This is a genomic window from Pseudoxanthomonas sp. P4_B2 (genome assembly GCF_056402315.1).
In genome coordinates, this window is the sequence record NZ_JBFUHQ010000003.1 from 99830 (window position 1) to 114301 (window position 14472).

General features: G+C 64.0%; 17 protein-coding genes and 3 tRNA genes. 5 read left to right on the forward strand and 15 right to left on the reverse strand.

What is annotated here, in order from left to right; all coding sequences use genetic code 11:
- Positions 1-151: 151 nt before the first annotated feature.
- The 5 genes from moaD to AC1DTQ_RS09170 are packed head-to-tail and all read right to left on the reverse strand — an operon-like array spanning position 152 to position 3453.
- Positions 152-394 carry a molybdopterin converting factor subunit 1 gene (gene moaD / locus AC1DTQ_RS09150; protein ID WP_477849245.1) on the reverse strand — a complete coding sequence of 81 codons (243 nt, stop codon included), beginning with the start codon at positions 392-394 and terminating at the stop codon, positions 152-154.
- Complete coding sequence (gene moaC / locus AC1DTQ_RS09155) at positions 391-882, reverse strand: cyclic pyranopterin monophosphate synthase MoaC (RefSeq protein WP_477849246.1); 492 nt, start codon at positions 880-882, stop codon at positions 391-393. The genes moaD and moaC overlap by 4 nt, the downstream gene beginning before the upstream one ends.
- On the reverse strand, positions 883-1932 hold the full coding sequence (gene moaA / locus AC1DTQ_RS09160; protein ID WP_477849248.1) for a GTP 3',8-cyclase MoaA: 1050 nt from the start codon (positions 1930-1932) through the stop codon (positions 883-885). It lies immediately after the preceding gene.
- A 13-nt stretch (positions 1933-1945) separates the two neighbouring features.
- A complete protein-coding gene (locus tag AC1DTQ_RS09165; protein WP_477849249.1) occupies positions 1946-2704 on the reverse strand; it encodes an MBL fold metallo-hydrolase in 759 nt (252 codons plus the stop codon).
- Positions 2704-3453: a 3-deoxy-D-manno-octulosonic acid kinase gene (locus AC1DTQ_RS09170; protein ID WP_477849251.1), complete on the reverse strand. Its 750-nt coding sequence runs from the start codon at positions 3451-3453 to the stop codon at positions 2704-2706. The genes AC1DTQ_RS09165 and AC1DTQ_RS09170 overlap by 1 nt, the downstream gene beginning before the upstream one ends.
- Positions 3454-3473: 20 nt before the next feature.
- Here AC1DTQ_RS09170 and AC1DTQ_RS09175 point away from each other — a divergent pair, with 20 nt between their 5' ends.
- Positions 3474-4520 (forward strand): glycosyltransferase family 9 protein, encoded by a 1047-nt coding sequence (locus AC1DTQ_RS09175; RefSeq protein WP_477849252.1) that lies wholly within the window; start codon positions 3474-3476, stop codon positions 4518-4520.
- A gap of 23 nt (positions 4521-4543) precedes the next feature.
- Here the strand turns inward: AC1DTQ_RS09175 and AC1DTQ_RS09180 are convergent, their stop codons facing one another.
- Complete coding sequence (locus tag AC1DTQ_RS09180; protein WP_477849253.1) at positions 4544-4951, reverse strand: DUF6165 family protein; 408 nt, start codon at positions 4949-4951, stop codon at positions 4544-4546.
- 104 nt (positions 4952-5055) lie between these two features.
- Positions 5056-5145 (reverse strand) — tRNA-Ser (locus AC1DTQ_RS09185).
- Between the two features lie 210 nt (positions 5146-5355).
- On the opposite strand from AC1DTQ_RS09185, the gene AC1DTQ_RS09190 reads away from it, so the two are divergent.
- Positions 5356-6060 (forward strand): PP2C family protein-serine/threonine phosphatase, encoded by a 705-nt coding sequence (locus AC1DTQ_RS09190; protein WP_093279700.1) that lies wholly within the window; start codon positions 5356-5358, stop codon positions 6058-6060.
- 48 nt (positions 6061-6108) lie between these two features.
- Here AC1DTQ_RS09190 and dnaQ read toward each other — a convergent pair whose 3' ends face one another.
- From dnaQ to AC1DTQ_RS09210, 4 genes are read right to left on the reverse strand one after another with little or no spacing between them, the layout of a single operon-like run.
- Complete coding sequence (gene dnaQ / locus AC1DTQ_RS09195) at positions 6109-6819, reverse strand: DNA polymerase III subunit epsilon (RefSeq protein WP_477849254.1); 711 nt, start codon at positions 6817-6819, stop codon at positions 6109-6111.
- Positions 6820-6828: 9 nt separating this feature from the next.
- Positions 6829-7347: a GNAT family N-acetyltransferase gene (locus tag AC1DTQ_RS09200; protein WP_477849255.1), complete on the reverse strand. Its 519-nt coding sequence runs from the start codon at positions 7345-7347 to the stop codon at positions 6829-6831.
- A gap of 17 nt (positions 7348-7364) precedes the next feature.
- The gene (gene rnhA / locus AC1DTQ_RS09205; RefSeq protein ID WP_477849257.1) at positions 7365-7817 is read right to left on the reverse strand and encodes a ribonuclease HI; all 453 of its coding nucleotides are present in this window, start codon (positions 7815-7817) and stop codon (positions 7365-7367) included.
- 50 nt (positions 7818-7867) lie between these two features.
- Positions 7868-8530, reverse strand: a complete 663-nt coding sequence (locus AC1DTQ_RS09210; protein WP_477849258.1) for a hypothetical protein — start codon at positions 8528-8530, stop codon at positions 7868-7870.
- Between the two features lie 74 nt (positions 8531-8604).
- On the opposite strand from AC1DTQ_RS09210, the gene gloB reads away from it, so the two are divergent.
- The 3 genes from gloB (at position 8605) to AC1DTQ_RS09225 (ending at position 11514) form a co-directional block, all read left to right on the forward strand.
- Entirely contained in the window at positions 8605-9372 is a 768-nt protein-coding gene (gloB, locus tag AC1DTQ_RS09215) for a hydroxyacylglutathione hydrolase (RefSeq protein ID WP_477849259.1), read from the forward strand.
- 53 nt (positions 9373-9425) lie between these two features.
- A complete protein-coding gene (locus tag AC1DTQ_RS09220) occupies positions 9426-10646 on the forward strand; it encodes a lytic transglycosylase domain-containing protein (RefSeq protein ID WP_477849669.1) in 1221 nt (406 codons plus the stop codon).
- Positions 10647-10722: 76 nt separating this feature from the next.
- Entirely contained in the window at positions 10723-11514 is a 792-nt protein-coding gene (locus AC1DTQ_RS09225) for an enoyl-ACP reductase FabI (protein WP_477849260.1), read from the forward strand.
- Between the two features lie 83 nt (positions 11515-11597).
- Here the strand turns inward: AC1DTQ_RS09225 and AC1DTQ_RS09230 are convergent, their stop codons facing one another.
- The 4 genes from AC1DTQ_RS09230 to AC1DTQ_RS09245 all read right to left on the reverse strand — a co-directional run bounded on the left by AC1DTQ_RS09230 (position 11598) and on the right by AC1DTQ_RS09245 (position 14268).
- Entirely contained in the window at positions 11598-13580 is a 1983-nt protein-coding gene (locus tag AC1DTQ_RS09230; RefSeq protein ID WP_477849262.1) for a peptidyl-prolyl cis-trans isomerase, read from the reverse strand.
- 166 nt (positions 13581-13746) lie between these two features.
- Positions 13747-13823: transfer RNA gene (locus AC1DTQ_RS09235), tRNA-Asp, on the reverse strand.
- Between the two features lie 58 nt (positions 13824-13881).
- Positions 13882-13956: transfer RNA gene (locus AC1DTQ_RS09240), tRNA-Val, on the reverse strand.
- 39 nt (positions 13957-13995) lie between these two features.
- A complete protein-coding gene (locus tag AC1DTQ_RS09245; protein WP_093279692.1) occupies positions 13996-14268 on the reverse strand; it encodes an HU family DNA-binding protein in 273 nt (90 codons plus the stop codon).
- Positions 14269-14472: the final 204 nt, after the last annotated feature.

Sequence of the window (14472 nt, forward strand, 5' to 3'; positions counted from 1 at the left end):
TGCGCGAAAATTGAAATCGTCATTCCAGCGAAAGCTGGAATCCAACTTGATCTTGCGTTTTCTTTTCGGCCCAAGAAAGAAGCAAAGTCAAAATGGATTCCAGCTTTCGCTGGAATGACGACGGAGGGGGTATCGGCATAACTGGGCATTCCTATCCCCCCGATACTGGCGGAATAAAGGCGATCTCGCACCCCTCGCGCAAAGCATCGCTCCACTTGGCAAATTCGCCGTCCGCGGCCACCCGCAGGCGGTTCGCGGGCAACGCGAAGCCGTGACGCGACTGCAGTTCCGCATACAAGGCCTGCAGGTCGGCAGCCTCCGATTCGATTCGCTCCGAAGCGACGCCGCTCGCATCGCGTAAACTGGCGAAATAAAGCACGTTCACCGTCGTCATCGCGCTTCCCCGAAATCGCTTTTACCGCCGCGCTTGCCCAGCAGTTTGGCCGGGCCGATGACGATGCGGTGCGAAAGCGCCTTGCACATGTCGTAGACGGTCAGCGCGGCGACCGTAGCGCCGGTCAGCGCTTCCATTTCCACACCGGTGCGGTGCGTAGTCCTGACCGTGCATTCGATCTTCAACGCGCTGTCGCCGTCCCAGGCGATAACGATGCGGCATCCGTCGATCGGCAACGGGTGGCAGAAAGGGATCAGTTCGTGGGTACGCTTGACCGCCATCGTGCCGGCGATGATCGCGGTGTCCACGATGCCGCCCTTGGCGCTGCGCAACCCGCTGGCGTGCAACTGCGCCGCCACTTCCTTCGGAAAACGTACGCGGCATTCTGCCGTGGCTGCGCGTGCGGTCACCACCTTGCCGGAAACATCCACCATGGACGGCAGGCCCGCCGCATCGAGGTGGGTGAGGATTTTCTTACGCGTCGCCATTCAACCGCCGATCAAGAACATTTCGACATGCCTGCCCTTGGCCGCCTCGCGTTCGCCGCGCAATTCGCTGTAGCGATCCGCGCGCCGCGACCAGAGCCCGGCGAGATGGTCGGCGAATGCCGTTTCGCCCTGCGCGAGCGCTTCGCGAAGATCGGTTCCTTCGGACGCGAACAGGCAGGTATACAGATGCCCGTCCGCCGAAACGCGCGCGCGATGGCAATCGCCACAGAAAGTTTCGCTGACCGAACTGACGAATCCGATTTCGCCCGCGCCGTCCTCGAAACGGTAGCGGGTCGCCACTTCACCGCGATAGTTGGGATCGAGCGGCAAGATCGGCCAGCGCGAGGCGATGCGGTCGCGGAGTTCGGCGGAGGTCACCACCTGCGCGCGTTGCCAGCCGTTGCAGGTGCCTACGTCCATGTATTCGATGAAGCGCAGCACGTGACCGCTGCCGCGGAAGTGTTCGACCAGCGGCAGCACTTGGTTTTCGTTGATGCCGCGTTGGATCACGCAATTGATCTTCAACGAAGGGAAGCCCGCCCGCGTTGCGGCATCGATCCCCGTCATCACCGCCGACACTTCGCCGCGACCGCCGGACATTTCGCGGAATAAATCCGCGTCCAAAGCATCCAGACTGACCGTAAGCCGGCGCAAGCCGGCGCGATGCAGCGCATCCGCCTGCCCGGCCAGCAACGAACCGTTGGTGGTCAGGGCCAGATCCTCGATTCCCGGGACAGCAGAAAGGCGCGCGATCAACTCCGGCAGGCGCTTGCGCAGCAGCGGCTCGCCACCGGTCAGACGCAGCTTATTGACGCCGATGCGCGCGAATCCACGCACCAGGGTTTCGATTTCATCAAACGACAGGCGCGATGCCGAGTCCAGGCCGTAGTCGTCCGGCACCTGGTCGGTGGGCATGCAGTAGCCGCAGCGGAAATTGCAGGCCTCGATCACCGAAAGGCGCAGATCGCGCAACGGGCGACCGCGCCGATCCAGAGGCAGGCTCGACGGCATGCCCAGCGGCCAGGTCGGCGTTTGCGGGACTGCACTCATGATCGTGGAACACTCATGACCAAGGAATAGGGACGGCAGTGGTCTCGTGCAAGGCTACCACTTCGCCCTGCCTGGCGACCCGGTAGCCGCGCGCCTCCAGGGCGCGCCCTTCTTCGGCGCTGGCATAGTGGTAAAGCAAGCAGCGTTGCAGCAGCTCGGGCGGATATTCGCGCTCCAGATCGTCGATACCGCTGTGCGAGGGATTGCCGTACAGGCTGCAGTCATGCGCGACGCGTTCGCCGGCATCGGCGAATTTCGCCAGCACTTCGGGAATCGGCCTGGTGTCGCCCGTCCACACCAGGCTGCCGTGCAGGCGCAAGCCATAGGCGGTTTCGGGCCAGTGATGGCGCGCGGGGAAAACCTCCAACTGCACACCGTCGTGCCAGAACGAAGCGCCGACCGGTATCACCTGGAACGCGTCCCAGAAGTTGACCCCGCCCTCGGCGAGCGCGTTGGGATAGCTTCCGACCCGCTGATGCAACAACGGCACGATCGTGGCCGGAACATAAAGCTTTACCTTGCCCCGGCGCGCCGGGTCGAACCAGGTCGCCACGAACAGCCGCTCGAATCCGCCGACGTGATCCATATGCGTGTGAGTGACGAACAAGGCCTGCGGCATAGCGCCGTAGTGGGCTCGGTAAGCCGACAGACCCTCGCCCCCGCAATCGATAGTCAGCCACGGCAGACCATCGCGCTCGATGGTCGCGCTGGCCGAACCCAGTTCCACCGCCGCGGCATTGCCCACGCCCAGGAATCGCAAGGCCCAGCCCATCAGAACCCCCGCTGCCAGGCGATGTCGTAGGCACGGCGCAGACGCGCGAAATCCTGCATCACTTCCTCCCGACTACGCGTATCGCGCAGTTTCAGCAGGGATCGCTGCAGCCGCATCAGGTTGTTCTCGCGCCAACGAGTGGCTGGAATGCGCAGTGCGCCACGGTCGAAATCGATCATCCAGCCCTTTCCTTGCGGATTGAACAACAGGTTGTGGGCATTGAGGTCCGCATGGTCGACCCCGGCACGGTGGAAGCGCGCGACCAGGCGGCCGGCTTCTTCCCAAGGGGCATCCTTGCCGGCGACCTGGGCCCGGTCGGCGAGCGTGCGCACATCGGGCAGGCGTTCGATCAGGATCGCAGCGCGATAGGTCATGCCATTGCGCACATAACTTGCGGCGATGGGTCGCGGCACCGGCAACCCTTTGTTCAACAGCGCGCGGGTCAGGCGGAACTCTTCGAAACTGCGGGTACGGTTGGCGCCGTGCCACAGGTATTGGTCGCGGCTGACCCGCGCCGCCCAGCCTCCACGCAGGTACAGACGCAACAGGCTGGGCCCGAACGGCGCGTCGATGAACCAAGCCCCGCCGCGGCCGCCGCTATCGACCGGCCGAGCTCGTTCCGACCACTTCGCGGGCAGGAACCATTCCGGGTCTGCTTGCCGTAACTGTTTGCTGTCGAACAGAATCGCTCCCAATCCGCTACCTTCGCGGAACGGGGTCATGGATTCCGTTGCGTCAAAATCGACCATTCCTCTGAGTCTAACAATACTTGTCTACCAATCCCTTATCGCTGTGCCTGCTGCGCCTTTCGGCGCTGGGCGATGTGACCCACGTCGTGCCTTTGGTCCGCACGCTGCAGCGCGCATGGCCGCTGGCGCCACTGCACTGGATCATCGACAAAGGCGGCCAGAAACTACTCGAAGGCCTGGACGGCGTGGTCTTCCATGCCTACGACAAGCGCTCTGGATTGGCGGGCATGCGCGCCCTGCGCAAACAACTGCCGGCGCACGGCTTCGATGCGCTGCTGCAGATGCAGGTGGCCTTGCGCGCCAATGTGCTGTCGGCGTTCGTTCCCGCCCGGCGCCGCATCGGCTACGACCGCGCCCGCGCCAAGGACCTGCATGGCCTCTTCATCAACGAACGCATCCCCGACCGCCCCGGCATCCATGTGCTGGACGCGATTGGCAGCTTCTGCGAACCGCTGGGCCTGAAGCAGACCAAGGTCGTGTGGGACCTGCCGGTGCCCGACGCCGCGCGCGAGTGGGCCGGGGCGCAGTGGGCCGATGATGGAACGCCGACCCTGATGATCTCGCCCTGTTCCAGCCATGTGCGCCGCAACTGGTATCCGGACCGCTATGCCGCCGTCGCCGACCACGCCGCGGCCAAAGGTTGGCGGATCGTTCTGTGCGGCGGCCGCAGCGAACTGGAACGCGACACCACCGACGCGATCCTCGCGGCGATGAAGGCGACCGCGCTGGACCTGGTCGGCAAGGACACGTTGAAGCAGCTGCCGGCTTTGCTTGAGCGCGCCGATCTGGTGATGACGCCCGATTCCGGCCCGATGCACATCGCCAATGCCATGGGCAGCAAGGTGCTGGGCCTGCATGCCGCCAGCAATCCGATGCGTAGCGGCCCGTATTCCGACGTGCGCTATTGCGTGGACAAATACGATGCGGCGGCGCGCAGGTTTCTGGGCAAGCCGGCGTCGGAACTCAAATGGGGGACCAAGATCGAGTTCGACGAGGTGATGAGCTTGATTGGCGTCGAGGATGCGGTCGCCGCATTCGAACGCTATCTGGTCGACCGTCCCGCCTAGGCGGGATCGGTTCGGCCCGAGGATCAGGGCGTGGAGCCGGTTTTGTAGTCCTGGTAGGACTTTTCTTCCACGTAACTGGAACCCAGCGCCAGGTTGATATCCTTCTTGATCCGCGCGCGATCGTCGTTCTCGAAGTAGACCGCGCGCGCTAGGCGGATGAATTCGGCGTCGAATTCCTGCGCCTTCTCTTTGATGCGGATGTCGTCCTCGATCACCCACAGGCGTTCGTTGACCTCTTTCAGTTGCGCGCGGAGTTCGACGATGTTGTTGCCGGCGGCCGGATGCGCCAGCCATGTGCTTTCCAGGGCGGATAATTCATTGCGCACGTTGGCCAGTTTGGCTTCGTCACTCATACGCTCGGACTTGATCTGCAGGATGGCGATCTTGTCGAGCAGTTCGCCGAAAGAAACGGGGACTTGGATCTCTGACATGGCATCGGCTCTGTTTTGCGGAAGTCGGGAGTGTAAGGGAACGGGTGTTCGCGATCCGTTCCCACCACATGCAAAAGCCCCCTTGCGGGGGCCCTTGACATGTCTGGCGGAGAGGGAGGGATTCGAACCCTCGGTACGCTTACACGTACGCCTGATTTCGAGTCAGGTACATTCGACCACTCTGCCACCTCTCCGGTCGCCCCGCTCATACCGGCCGGGGTCGTGCATGATACGGGTCGGGCCATGTTGGGACAAGCGCGACGGCGGCTCCCGCCCCGTCTGCCATACCGCTACTGAACCCTCACAGCTCCGCGATCCGGCAAAACCTTGCTGCCTGTCCGTTTCCTCGCGATCATGCCGTTCAAGCCGATAGGGATAATCGGAATTCAGACCAACAGGGCGCCATGATCGAATTCGGACACCTCACCCACGTTGGGCTCCGCCGCGACTTGAACGAAGACACCTATTACGGTGACAGCGAGCTGGGGCTGTGGCTGGTGGCCGACGGTATGGGCGGACACGCTTGCGGCGAAGTCGCCAGCGCCCTAGCCCGCGAAACCATCGTGCGCGAGATCCGCGATGGCACCCCGCTGGCACAAGCCATCCGTATCGCCGACGAAGAGATCATCCGCACCTCCAAGCGCCGCAACGACACCCTGCCGATGGGCACCACGGTGGTGGCGGTGCGCGTGCACGGCAACCGGTTCGAAGTGGCCTGGGTGGGCGACAGCCGGGCCTACCTGTGGCGCGACGGCAATCTGGCCCAGCTCAGCCAGGACCATAGTTACGTGCAGGAGCTGATCGTGCAGGGCTCTCTGACCAGCGAACAGGCGCGTTCCCATCCGCATCGCAACGTGGTCACCCAGGCGCTGGGTGTGACCGACCCGAACCATCTCAATGTCGAAACCATGACCGGAGAACTCAAACCGGGCATGCAGCTACTGCTGTGCAGCGACGGACTGACTGAGGAAGTGGACGACAAAGGCATCGCCAACACCTTGCGCCACAACGATTGCAGCGCGCAGGAGTGCGTGGATACGCTGATCGCCGCCGCGCTGGATGGCGGCGGGTCCGACAACGTCACTGCGATCCTGGTCCGCTGCCACTAACCCAGCTTTTCGCAGGGCTGCGTAAGCTGGTCGCAGCCTACGCAGCTCCTACAAAGGAACAGCATCCCATAGGCAGCGATCGCCTGATTTCTTGCGCAGCACAGCCAGGCGCGATTCGTGGGCGGCCAGTTCCACCGCGCTGACCAGGACGCGCGGACGCGTTCCTTCCGCAGGCATGGCGAACACCGGCGCGGCCGTCGTCTGCTGCGAGGGTTCGTCGCCACCGAAACCGATCTCGCTCTGTCCTGCGGTCAGGTGCAAGTACACCTCGCACAACAGCTGCGCGTCGAGCAGCGCGCCATGCAACTGGCGATGGGTGTTGTCCACGCCTAGGCGCTTGCACAGCGCATCCAGCGAATTGCGCTGGCCGGGGAAGCGCTGCCGCGCCATCAGCAGCGAATCCTCCACTTGCACGCGGTCGCGCATGCGTCCATAACGCTCGCCCAGCAGCGATAGTTCGTTGTCCAGGAAGCCGATATCGAACGCGGCGTTGTGGATGATCAGTTCGGCGCCGTCGATGAATTCCAGGAAGCCATCGGCGATATCGGCGAACAACGGCTTGTCGGCCAGGAATTCCAAGCTAAGTCCGGTGACTTCCGCCGCGCCCTGTTCGAATTCGCGCTGCGGATTGATGTACTGGTGGTAGGTATTGCCGGTCGGCCGGCGTTCCATCAGCTCGACGCAACCGATTTCCACCACGCGGTTGCCCTTCTTCCATTCGAGGCCGGTGGTTTCGGTATCTAGGATGATTTGGCGCATGCGGTGAGCTTACCTTGAGGGCTCGGAGGCGAACAGCTTGAGCGCAACGTCGTTGGGTGTTAGCTGCACCATCTTCTCGAATCGGAACTCAAGTTTTTCCAGTACCCGTATCGATGCGCCATTGCGCGGATCGACGATGGCTACAATGCGCTGCAGCCCCAGCCGTTCGCGCGCGTCGGCTAACACCGCCGCACCGGCTTCCACCGCGTACCCGTGTCCGCAGAATTCCGGCAACAAGGCGTACCCAAGGTCGACATCGTCCAAAGCGGGACGATTGACCAAGCCGCACATGCCCACGGTCTGTCCGCCTTGTCTGGTCTGTACCCGATACAGTCCGAAGCCGTTGGCGCGGTAGCTGGTCATCGGCCCTTTGACGATGTAGCCGCGTGCATCCTCGAGATTATGCACGCCGCGGTCGCCGATGTTTTCGAGAAAACTCGGCTCGTTGAGGAGCCTGTGCACGAAAATGATGTCTTCCTGCGATTGGTCCGAGAGTTCACGCAGTTGCAGACGTTCGGTTTCGATCATCGCTTCGCTCATCTGACTCAGCCCACCGACGCGGTATCGCGAAACTTGATGGCCTCATTGCGCGCCAGCACGTCCACGCGTTCGTTGTCCGGATCACCGGAGTGGCCTTTTACCCAGCGCCATTCGATGGTGTGGCGCTGGGTAGCGGAATGCAGGCGCTCCCAGAGGTCGCGGTTCTTGACCGGATCGCCGCCGGCGGTCTTCCAGTTACGGCGCACCCAATTGGCCATCCATTCGGTGATGCCCTGGCGGACGTATTGGGAATCGGTCTGCAGGGTGATCCGGCAGGGCTCGCTGAGCGCTTCCAGGGCCATGATCGCGGCCATGAGTTCCATGCGGTTGTTGGTGGTCAGCGCTTCGCCGCCAGCCAGCTCGCGCTCGCGCCCCTGATAGCGCAGCACGACGCCCCAGCCGCCAGGGCCAGGATTGCCCAGGCAGGAGCCGTCGGTATGTACTTCCACTTCTTTCATTGATGTCCTTCTTTAATTTAGGAATACGCGGCATGGCGCCACTCCCGCTTTCATGCGGGTGCGGCGCCAGCCTGCCATTGGCGGGCGACCGGGGCGGGGGGAATCAGGGAGGCGGTACGTTTCTCGACTTCCAGCAAACAGACGGCGCGCAGTCGGCCGGGAGCGCGCACCTGCGATCCGGCTGTCATGCGCCACAGCGGACCGAGATAGCTCACTTCGCCGCCACAAGGTTGCAGGCCGAGCTGGCGCAAGCGGCGGCGCCAGTCCTGCACGTCGCGCGCCTGCAGCCCGCTGCTGCGCCAGCGCGCGCGGTAGGGGCTCCACGGGTTGAGAACGAACAGGTATAGCCGGCCGCCCGGTGCCAGGACCCGCACGCCTTCTTCCAGCAATCCTTCCCTGTCGTCGTCCAGCGCATGCTGCAGGATCAGGTTGTCGATCGACTCGTTGGGCAAGGGTAGCGGCAAGCCGCACTGCAGGCTCCCGGCATAGCGCTCGCCCCATGGATGCAGGAACAGGCTGCGGGGCGGCAACCCCACCTCGCCAAGCGAGCCGGCTGGGGCCAGGGGAGCTAGCCAGAGCCACGGCTGCTGTGCGGGTCGCGAGATCAGGGCGGCCCGGATCACCGCCTGTTCCGCCGCCAGCAAGGGCTGACCCCTTACCGTGTCGAACCAGGCCAGGGCATCGGGTTGACGGCTGATCTGCAGGACAGGCATGTTCGGAATTGTAGAGGACCGCTCAACCGACCGTCCTTCCGAAGTTGAAATCCACCCTCTTCCGCTGGTGACCGATGCGTCTGACCGCCCTGCCCGCCTTTGAAGACAATTACATCTGGGCCTTGGTGGACGACGACGGCAACGCCGTGATCGTGGACCCCGGCGATGCCGCGCCGGTGCTGGCCGCCAGCGAACTGGGCATGTGGCCGGCAGGCGTCCTGGTTACCCATCACCATCCCGATCACAGCGGCGGCCTGGCTGCCCTGCGCGAGCGCTGGCCTACCCTACCGGTGTTTGCGCCCGAAGACGCGCGCATTCCGCACGCCACCGAACGGGTCGGCGACGGTGCCGTATTCAGCCTGAATGGTTGGGAATTCAACGTGCTGGCCGTGCCGGGCCATACGCTGAGCCATATCGCCTTCCACGGTGCGGACGGTCATCTGTTCTGCGGGGATACCCTGTTCAGCATGGGCTGCGGGCGGCTGTTCGAGGGCACGCCGTCACAGATGCTGGCTTCACTGGAGCGCCTGGCAAGCTTGCCGGGCGACACAGCCGTGTGCTGCGGCCACGAGTACACTCTGGCCAACGCAGCCTTCGCCCGGGCCGTGGACCCCGCCAACGACGCCTTGCGTCGCCGTACCGAGGAAGCCCAAGCCATGCGCCACGCCGGACGCCCCACTCTGCCCTCCACCGTCGCCACTGAACTGGCCACCAATCCGTTCCTGCGCGTGGAGGCGCCGGCCGTCCGCGACGCGGTCGCGCGCCGCCTGGGCCGCCCCTCCGCCGACCGGGTGGAAACTTTCGCCGAACTGCGGCGCTGGAAGGACGGTTTCCGCGCATGAGGCCGCGCGGGTACCGCTTCTGCGCGTTGCTGTGCGCGCTAGGGATTGCCTATATGCCGCAGGCCTGTGTAGCGCAGGCCGGTGCGCTACAGGCCGCCGGAAATGTCGGCTCGGAGCCTGGCAGCCCCGAGCCTGATGGCTCCAACCTCGCCATGGCCGCGAGCGCGTCGGCTGCGGGCAGCCCTCCGCTCGAGCTGGAGTCGCTCCCGTCCTCGCGCCAACGCAACGGGCGCGAGATCTACGAAAACTTCCGCACCGGCCTGGCCGATCCCACCTGCGATGCCTCCGCCACCAGCACGCGCTGGAAGAAGCACTTCGGCCATGCGCCCGGGCAGCTGGCGCAAGCCAACGACGATCTGTTGCCGCTGTTCGGCTATGTGGTCGATGCGTTGCGCGACGCCGATCTGCCCACCGAATTCGCCCTGATTCCCTTCGTGGAAAGCGGCTACAAACCCGGCGCACGCAGCGCCAGCGGCCCGGCCGGGCTGTGGCAGTTCATCGGCGTGACCGCGCGCAACCACGGCGTCGCCATGCGCGGCGGTTATGACGGACGCCTATCGCCGGTGGATTCCACCCAGGCCGCCGTGCGTTACCTGAAGACGCTGCACGGAATGTTCGGCGGCGACTGGCGACTGGCGGTGATGGGCTACAACGCCGGCGAGTACCGCATCCTGCAATCTATGCGCCGCGCCGGCATGAACGCACAGAACGCCAAGCCCGCGCAGTTGCCAGGATTGTCGGGGATCACCTATGCCTATGTGGAAAAACTCCACGCCCTGGCCTGCATCTTCCAGCAAGCCGACGACCGCGAGGAATGGCTGCGGGCCCTGGACCGCGATGTCCCGCGACTCGCTCCGCAGGCGCTGCCAGGCGATGTCGCCAGCCTGGACGAATGGGCCCAGCGGCAGGGCCATGACAGCGCCCAGTTGCGCCGGCTCAACCCGGCGCTCGCGGCCGGTCTTTCGCGCGGCGGCAAACCATTGCGGGTGCTCGCGCCTTCCGGCGCAGGCGTCTCTGTGGCCGCTGGCAATCATGTTGCGGAAATCCCTGCGTTGCCAGCTCCGGCGAAATCGAAATCCTCCCAGGCCACGGCTTCGCCTGCTTCCCAGGCTACCGGTTCGCACACCGTGCGCCGTGGCGAATCCGCCTGGACCATCGCGCGCCGCTACGGCCTGCCACCGCAACAATTGCTGGACCGCAACGGCCTGGCCAGCACCGCGGTGCTACGGCCGGGCATGGTCTTGAAACTGGACAGCGACGCCGGCGGGAAATGAGCCGACCGCGGGCGCGGGAAAGTCCATCGGCAAAAAGTGGCAAAATAGAGCCATTGCTCAATCGACGAGAAAATCCATGGGTTTCCTGCAAGGCAAGCGCGCACTCATCACCGGCATCGCCAGCGAACGCTCCATCGCTTCGGGTATCGCCGAAGCCATGCACCGGGAAGGCGCGGAACTGGCCTTCACCTATCAGAACGACCGCCTGAAATCGCGCGTCGAGAAAGCCGCCTCCGAATACGGCAGCAACATCGTGCTGCCGCTAGACGTGACCGACGATGCGCAGATCGCCGCGTGCTTCGAGCAGCTCGGCCAGCACTGGGACGGCTTCGACATTCTGGTCCATGCTATCGCTTTCGCTCCGCGTGAGGCCATCACCGGTGGTTTCCTGGATGGGCTGACTCGCGAGAACTTCGCCCTGGCCCATGACATCTCAGCCTATTCGCTGGCGGCGCTGGCCAAAGCCGCGCGCCCGGCCATGCAGGGACGCAACGGCGCGGTGCTGACCCTCAGCTACCTCGGCGCCGAACGTGCGCTGCAGAACTACAACGTCATGGGCGTGGCCAAGGCCAGCCTGGAAGCGACGGTGCGCTACCTGGCGCTGAACTTGGGACCGGAAGGCATTCGCGTCAACGCCATCTCCGCAGGTCCCATCAAGACCTTGGCGGCCGCAGGCATCGGCGGCTTCCGCAACATCTTGGGGCATGTGGAAGCCTACTCGCCGCTGCGCCGCACGGTCACCATCGAGGACGTCGGTAATGTCGGCGCTTTCCTATGTTCCGACCTGGCCGCAGGCATCACCGGCGAAGTGACCTATGTCGATGCCGGTTACAACATCCTGGGCATGACCGGTATCGGCGACGACTGATCCGGCGTGCGGATCCGGCGCGCACTACCGGCATAAAAAAAGCCCGGCGATGCCGGGCTTTTTCGTAGGACCGACCGCTTGCCTTAAAGCCGGTCTTCCTTGCGGGTGATCTTGTACTGCTTGCGCAGCGCGGCCACGTAGGCAGCAACATCGCTGGCGCCGTCCATCTGCACCACCTGTTGCTGCAACTGGGTGCGTTGTTCCGGGGTGATCTTGGTTAGGTCGCCCTCGTTGACCTTGTTGACCACGAAGACCGCATAGTTCCCATCCTCCATCCTCGCCTTTCCAGTCGACACCTTGCCGGCGGCCGGCTTCTGCGTTGCGAAGATGGCCGCGTTGATTTCCGGTGACGGCATCGGCGCACCGCGCGGAATGCCCGGCAGTTCCCCGGTCTGCAATTTGTCGGCCGCGGCGATGGCCTGTAGGGTCTCGCCCTTGGCGATGCGGGCCAGGATCGCATCCGCGGCTTTTTCCGCCGCCTTGGCGGCGCGGTCGGCGCGGATCGCGGCGATGACGGCATCACGAACTTGCGCCAGAGGCTGCGCCTGTTCGGGCGTGTGCTGCAGCACACGGATGAAAACGGAATGCTTCGGAGAGATCTCGATCGGATCGCTGACCGTACCGTCCTGCACGAGGGAATCGGAGAAGGCCGCGCGCAAGACCGCCGGGTTGGCGGCGATGCCGGAAGCGGTCGCGCGCGAGAACGGACCGATGCGCTGCACCGGCAGGCCTACGCTCCTGGCCGCAGGCCCTAGTGCGGTCGGGTTCTTTAGCACCTCATTGACCATGCGTCCGGCCAAATCGTTGTAGACCTTTTCGCCATCGGCCTCGGCCTGTTCGCGGGCCAGCACGTCGCGCACTTCCTCGAACGACTTGCCCTGACCCGGCTTGATCTCGCGCAGCTGCAACACGTGATAACCGAAATCGGTCTTGACCGGGCCGCTGATCTCGCCGGCCTTCATCGCGAACAACGCGTCCTCGAAAGGCTTGACCATCACGCCGCGATCCACCCAACCCAGGTCGCCGCCGCTGTCTTTGGATCCGGGATCCTGCGAATTGGTTTTGGCCAGCGCTGCGAAGTCCGCCCCTGGCTGCTTGGCCTGAGCGGCCAATGCGGCGACCTTCTGTTCCGCCGCTTTCTGCGTGGCCGCATCGGCGCCGGCCGGCACGCTAATCAGGATGTGCGAGGCAAGCCGTTGCTCAGCGCTCATGAAGCGCGATTTTTCCTGTTCGTAGCGCGCCCGCAACGCCGCTTCGTCGACCGGTGTCGCCGGGGCGGTCGGCGCGGCGCTGCCATCCACGTCCACGTATTCCAGGGTCACCGATTCGCCCTGCTTGTAATTGGCCGGATGCGCGTCGTACCAGGCCTTGATCTGCGCATCGCTCGCCGTATCGACGCTCGCCTCTGGCGCCTTCAGCGCGGCGATGGTGACGTCGCGGGTCTCGCCCAGCAACTTGATCAGGCGGTCCATTTCCTTGCCGGTAACGAATTCGGATTCGCCGATGCCCCGCGGAATCAGGGCCATCTGCAAGCGATCGCGCTCCTGCTGCTGGAACAGCACCGGCGTGAGCGCCGGCACCTGCGAAGAAAGCAGGGTCGTATAGCGAGCCGCGTCGAATTTGCCGTCGACCTGGAAAGCGGGTTCGTTGGCGATCGACTCGCGCACGGCCGCATTGCTCACCGCGATGCCCGAACGTTTGGCGTTGAGTTGCATGACCTTCTGGTCGATCAACTGGTCAAGCACCAGCAATTTGTTTTCGGCGGTCTCGAACTCGCGCGGGTCGAAATTCTCACCCATCGCCTGCCGCTGCTGCTGCCGTGCCTGCTCGAAACGGGTGCGGAATTCCTCGAGGGTCACTTCCTCGTGCTGCCACAACATGGACACCGGCCACCAGTTCGGCGCGGACTTCCACCAGGTGGGCGGCGCTTCGACTTTGGCCACGGCGTCGTCGGTGCCGCCGGTCATGTATTCGTTGACGCCTACGAAGGCGAACGGAATGATCAACAGGCCGAGCACGGCGGTGGCTATCCAACCGGAAGTCTTGTCGCGGAGTTTCTGCAGCATCGTGGCGTTCGGCCTGATTTCTCGTAAGCCGCGCAGTTTAGCGCGCTTGGGAGGGCCTGTTAACGCCAAACTTCCATAATCGCCCTGTCCGATGGCATCGATACAGGCCGAAAACATTCAGGTCGAAACAGAAAAGGCGCCTTTCGGCGCCTTCCTGTTTCAAATATGGCGGAGTGGACGGGACTCGAACCCGCGACCTCCGGCGTGACAGGCCAGCATTCTAACCAACTGAACTACCACTCCGCTTTGAAGAACTCTTGCAGCAACCGGGCAAACCCGGCGACCGCGGTACACCCGAAGGTGGTGGGTGCTGAGGGTTTCGAACCCCCGACCCTCTCCGTGTAAGGGAGACGCTCTACCGCTGAGCTAAGCACCCTAGTGCTAAACCGACACCGAAGCGTCGGCGGCGAGCAGATTAGTTTACGGCATCCTTCAGGGCCTTACCAGCCTTGAATGCAGGATTTTTCGACGCAGCGATGTTGATGGTGTCGCCGGTCTTCGGGTTGCGACCGGTGCGGGCAGCGCGCTCACGTACCTGGAAGGTGCCGAAACCGACGACAGTGACGCTGTCGCCCTTCTTCAACGCCTTGGTCACGGAGGAGATCACCGCATCCACCGCGCGCGCGGCATCGGCCTTGCTCAGGTCAGCGGACTCGGCGACGTGGTCGATCAATTCTGTTTTGTTCATGTAGTAACTCCCAGTGCGGATGACCGCGGAATGAGTAATCGGACTTGCCCGGAACGATAGTCTGGGGATCATCCGATCGAGGGTGCCGTGAAGCGCGTCATGAAATCAGGCGCCCGCGGGTGCGCCATTTATACCAGCGGCCGGATACCCACGCAAGGCGAAAAGCTAATAATGGCGCGGGTTTCGCGGCTTTTTCCGCTTGTA

Coding starts and splice junctions, on each gene's coding strand:
- moaD (WP_477849245.1), bottom strand. CDS start 394: ATGACGACGGTGAACGTGCTTTATTTCGCCAGTTTACGCGATGCGAGC.
- moaC (WP_477849246.1), bottom strand. CDS start 882: ATGGCGACGCGTAAGAAAATCCTCACCCACCTCGATGCGGCGGGCCTG.
- moaA (WP_477849248.1), bottom strand. CDS start 1,932: ATGAGTGCAGTCCCGCAAACGCCGACCTGGCCGCTGGGCATGCCGTCG.
- AC1DTQ_RS09165 (WP_477849249.1), bottom strand. CDS start 2,704: ATGGGCTGGGCCTTGCGATTCCTGGGCGTGGGCAATGCCGCGGCGGTG.
- AC1DTQ_RS09170 (WP_477849251.1), bottom strand. CDS start 3,453: ATGGTCGATTTTGACGCAACGGAATCCATGACCCCGTTCCGCGAAGGT.
- AC1DTQ_RS09180 (WP_477849253.1), bottom strand. CDS start 4,951: ATGTCAGAGATCCAAGTCCCCGTTTCTTTCGGCGAACTGCTCGACAAG.
- AC1DTQ_RS09190 (WP_093279700.1), top strand. CDS start 5,356: ATGATCGAATTCGGACACCTCACCCACGTTGGGCTCCGCCGCGACTTG.
- dnaQ (WP_477849254.1), bottom strand. CDS start 6,819: ATGCGCCAAATCATCCTAGATACCGAAACCACCGGCCTCGAATGGAAG.
- AC1DTQ_RS09200 (WP_477849255.1), bottom strand. CDS start 7,347: ATGATCGAAACCGAACGTCTGCAACTGCGTGAACTCTCGGACCAATCG.
- rnhA (WP_477849257.1), bottom strand. CDS start 7,817: ATGAAAGAAGTGGAAGTACATACCGACGGCTCCTGCCTGGGCAATCCT.
- AC1DTQ_RS09210 (WP_477849258.1), bottom strand. CDS start 8,530: ATGCCTGTCCTGCAGATCAGCCGTCAACCCGATGCCCTGGCCTGGTTC.
- gloB (WP_477849259.1), top strand. CDS start 8,605: ATGCGTCTGACCGCCCTGCCCGCCTTTGAAGACAATTACATCTGGGCC.
- AC1DTQ_RS09220 (WP_477849669.1), top strand. CDS start 9,426: ATGCCGCAGGCCTGTGTAGCGCAGGCCGGTGCGCTACAGGCCGCCGGA.
- AC1DTQ_RS09225 (WP_477849260.1), top strand. CDS start 10,723: ATGGGTTTCCTGCAAGGCAAGCGCGCACTCATCACCGGCATCGCCAGC.
- AC1DTQ_RS09230 (WP_477849262.1), bottom strand. CDS start 13,580: ATGCTGCAGAAACTCCGCGACAAGACTTCCGGTTGGATAGCCACCGCC.
- AC1DTQ_RS09245 (WP_093279692.1), bottom strand. CDS start 14,268: ATGAACAAAACAGAATTGATCGACCACGTCGCCGAGTCCGCTGACCTG.